Raw genomic sequence first — 3,220 nt, forward strand, 5'->3', positions numbered from 1 at the left:
AAAAAAATGAGCTAATTTTTTTTAAAATTATATTTAATACAATATTATATAATGAATTCTAAAGTCGGAAAAACTGAAACAGCGACTATAAAAACTGAAAGTAAGTAAACTTAAATCAATATATTATGAAAAAATTATTTTGTGGTGTTACAACCTTGGCTTCGTTAATTCTAATATTTTTAATTCTTCAATCTTGTGAGAAGGAAATTGCAAATGATCAATGTACAACATGTGAAAGCAAAGATTATGTTTTATCTGAGACTAAACTTTTAACAAAAGATTTTACACTAAAAAAATTTACGGACAAACAAAGTGGCTATACCTTTATGTATAAACAACAGGAAGATTTTAATGAATTAAGTTATTTGTTTGATGAATTAAAATTAAAAAAGATTGAGCTTGAATCTATTTTAGGAATAATAGTTTTTACAAAAAATCAAGAAATAAATAAAAAGCATGAATATAACATTAAAAAAAAGGATATAAAAGGAGTTTTATTATACTTAAAAAAATAACAAAACAAAATCATATATTGCAAAATTATTTGAAAACAATAATGAAACATTTAATGAACATAAAATATCAAATTCAATATCAAATAATATAACATCCAACGACATCCATAATATTTCTAAATTATTATTTAAAGAAAATAAAACTACTTCAATATCTTTTATTAACTTTAATAAACTATCAAACAATGATTACGAAATTTCTGATTTACAAAAAAAAATAAGTACTGAAATCTCCTTATCCAAATTACCTGCGTCAGATAATTTTATAGATTATGTAGATGGAGGAGGAACTGGAAGTGGTTGTAAAGAATACCCTTGTTTTATGAATAGTTCAAATGGTACTTGTACTGGAACAGCTTTTGGTTGGAGTTGTAAAACCTCAGCTTCATGCGGCAAGAATATGCTTCAGAAAAAATTAGTAGATGCTTTTGTTAATTATGACTATATAACTATTGACAATAAACTTATTTCCTTTAGAGACAACTATTTAAAAAAAATAGCTGGTGGTCAGAATGTAATTCAGTACTATTATCAATTGTCGGAAAATTTACCTCTTGACAAAATAGATTTGTCATTTTGTAAAAAAACATTTGATTTAATAATAAATAAGATTATACCTTTGTGTTCAAAACTTGAAGAAAACCCTAACTTAGAAACCAATATTTTGGTAGATAATGCTACAAAAACAGAACTAATAAATTATCTTAAAGAAATTAAAGAAATTTACAACGATTCTAATTCTAAATCTAAAATTGATTTGTTAATAATTGAAATTGACTCAATGTCTAATAAATCAAATGATTATATAACAAAAAATTTATAATAAAAATGAAGCCATTATTTTTATTCCTTTTTATTCTAACTAGTTTTTCTTGCTCTAAAAAAACATATGTTATTTATGGAAAATATGAAACGAGTAAAGAAAAAACATTTAATAGGTTATTAAACAATTTATCATTTAAAAGTTATTATGTAGGAATTGAAATAATGATAAACAGTGACAGCAGTTTTGAATATAAAAATTGTTCTCAAAAAATTAATGGTTCTTGGAAGATTTCGAATGATAGTCTTCAACTTTTTTGTAATAAAAGAAAGTTTATTATTGATAGTTTAAACAATTCTATTAAATATTCTCAATGGACAAAATGTGATAGTTTGCCATTAGTTTATAAAATAAAAAGAAATCACTTAATAAGAGAAGAAAAAATAGAAAACAAAAGTGTTTTTGAAAATTTAAAAAAAAACCAATTAAAGTAATTTGATAAATAAAACTAAAGGTTCGCAATAAAAAAGGCGAACCTTTTTTTAACCCTTCAACTCCAATTTTTCAGCAAAATATTCACAGAAATCTTTCATGGTATTTGCCATTTTTTCATCATGAGTTGCGCGTTCAAAAGTGTCTGCCATTGCAACTAAAGTCTGATGAAAAAATATTTTCATTTCGTCTACTGGCATTTCTTTAGTCCATAAATCTATACGCAATGTTTCTTTGGCTTTACTGTCCCAAACAGAAATCAATATAGCTTTGGCTTCTTCTAATTCAATTCCGCCATCTTGTGCAGTCCAAAATATTTTTTCGGGCACTCTATTTTCGTCTAGTGCTACTTTAAATTTTATTTCAGATGTTTTAGTATTACTCATTCTTTTTGGGTTTGTATTTAGATTGTTCGAAAATGGTTTTTGCATCCATTTTTATTAATTGTTGTACTGTAACTTTAGGATTGTTTTCCATAAAAGAACGAACAATTTGCCAACCAATATATTGTCCTATTCTTCCTGGTGATTCGTTGTCTATTTCTAAATAAAATTTAGAAAACGGTGCCATATAAATAAATTGAGCTGGTAGTCTTGAATTAGAACTATATAAATATTGTTTTTCAATAAAATACGTCCAAATAAATGCTTCATTTTCTTTACTCCAAGTAATTTGCTCTGGTGAATATCCAATTTTTTCTGCATCAGTATATTTATCAGCAAGTAAAACATCTTTAATATACAATTGTTTTCCATAATAAATCATTTCAGAAAGCAAGGTTTTATCTTCTGCCTGAGGAACAACTCCTAATGAAAAACTTGAAGCAACTTCTGGCAGCATTTGACGTTCCTCAAAATTATTAGCTATATATTCGGGAAAATCAGCATAAAAACGGTGTTTTGCTCCCAAAAATAATTCTAATGAAATTAATAATTTATCATTGGCGTAGATAACCTTGTTATTATAATCCATTTCACCTATAACTGTATAAATATCTGGAGTTTTAATGGTTGGAAAATAATATTTAATATGCTTGAAAAGTTCTTCAATTTCATCTTGTTTGGAATTAAAGTTTTTGTATTTATTTTCAACTTCTACATATAATTCTCTCCATTGCGGATGTTGCATTTTGTCTAACCAAACTTGATCTGGAGTACCTTCTTGAAAAAAATCTGGAAAATTATTTTTTACGGTTTGCAAATCGGATGGTTTAGTATCAAAAAAAGCTTGCTCAAAACGATGTAACTTCATTTCTACAGGAATTTCTTCAACGGCTTTTTCAACTTTGCTTTTTTTATCGCAAGAGAAAAACAAAACAGAAATTGTTATTATAAAAATGTATTTTTTCATTCTAAATTTTTATTATTTTTGCAAATATACATTACCCAATATTAAATCTTCTAAATAAAATGCCTAAAAAAAGCACAATTAAAGTTGACAAAGTAAACGA

General features: G+C 25.5%; 5 protein-coding genes. 3 read left to right on the forward strand and 2 right to left on the reverse strand.

The genetic code is table 11. The annotated features are described in order from the left end of the window. Positions 1-125 precede the first annotated feature (125 nt). The 3 genes from ACH2BO_RS09110 to ACH2BO_RS09120 all read left to right on the forward strand — a co-directional run bounded on the left by ACH2BO_RS09110 (position 126) and on the right by ACH2BO_RS09120 (position 1,772). Positions 126-515, forward strand: a complete 390-nt coding sequence (locus ACH2BO_RS09110) for a hypothetical protein (protein WP_395044437.1) — start codon at positions 126-128, stop codon at positions 513-515. Positions 516-837: 322 nt separating this feature from the next. Beyond that, the gene (locus ACH2BO_RS09115) at positions 838-1,338 is read left to right on the forward strand and encodes a hypothetical protein (protein ID WP_395044438.1); all 501 of its coding nucleotides are present in this window, start codon (positions 838-840) and stop codon (positions 1,336-1,338) included. A gap of 5 nt (positions 1,339-1,343) precedes the next feature. Continuing rightward, positions 1,344-1,772 (forward strand): hypothetical protein, encoded by a 429-nt coding sequence (locus ACH2BO_RS09120; RefSeq protein WP_395044439.1) that lies wholly within the window; start codon positions 1,344-1,346, stop codon positions 1,770-1,772. Between the two features lie 48 nt (positions 1,773-1,820). On the opposite strand, the gene gldC is transcribed toward ACH2BO_RS09120, so the two are convergent. Both gldC and gldB read right to left on the reverse strand, forming a co-directional pair. Then, a complete protein-coding gene (gene gldC / locus ACH2BO_RS09125; protein ID WP_395044440.1) occupies positions 1,821-2,156 on the reverse strand; it encodes a gliding motility protein GldC in 336 nt (111 codons plus the stop codon). Beyond that, positions 2,149-3,120, reverse strand: coding sequence for a gliding motility lipoprotein GldB (gene gldB / locus ACH2BO_RS09130; RefSeq protein WP_395044441.1), 972 nt, complete (start codon positions 3,118-3,120; stop codon positions 2,149-2,151). The genes gldC and gldB overlap by 8 nt, the downstream gene beginning before the upstream one ends. Between the last annotated feature and the right edge of the window lie 100 nt (positions 3,121-3,220).

Source organism: Flavobacterium sp., from assembly GCF_043773265.1.
Taxonomy (GTDB): domain Bacteria; phylum Bacteroidota; class Bacteroidia; order Flavobacteriales; family Flavobacteriaceae; genus Flavobacterium.

Coding starts and splice junctions, on each gene's coding strand:
- gldC (WP_395044440.1), bottom strand. CDS start 2,156: ATGAGTAATACTAAAACATCTGAAATAAAATTTAAAGTAGCACTAGAC.
- ACH2BO_RS09115 (WP_395044438.1), top strand. CDS start 838: ATGAATAGTTCAAATGGTACTTGTACTGGAACAGCTTTTGGTTGGAGT.
- ACH2BO_RS09120 (WP_395044439.1), top strand. CDS start 1,344: ATGAAGCCATTATTTTTATTCCTTTTTATTCTAACTAGTTTTTCTTGC.
- gldB (WP_395044441.1), bottom strand. CDS start 3,120: ATGAAAAAATACATTTTTATAATAACAATTTCTGTTTTGTTTTTCTCT.
- ACH2BO_RS09110 (WP_395044437.1), top strand. CDS start 126: ATGAAAAAATTATTTTGTGGTGTTACAACCTTGGCTTCGTTAATTCTA.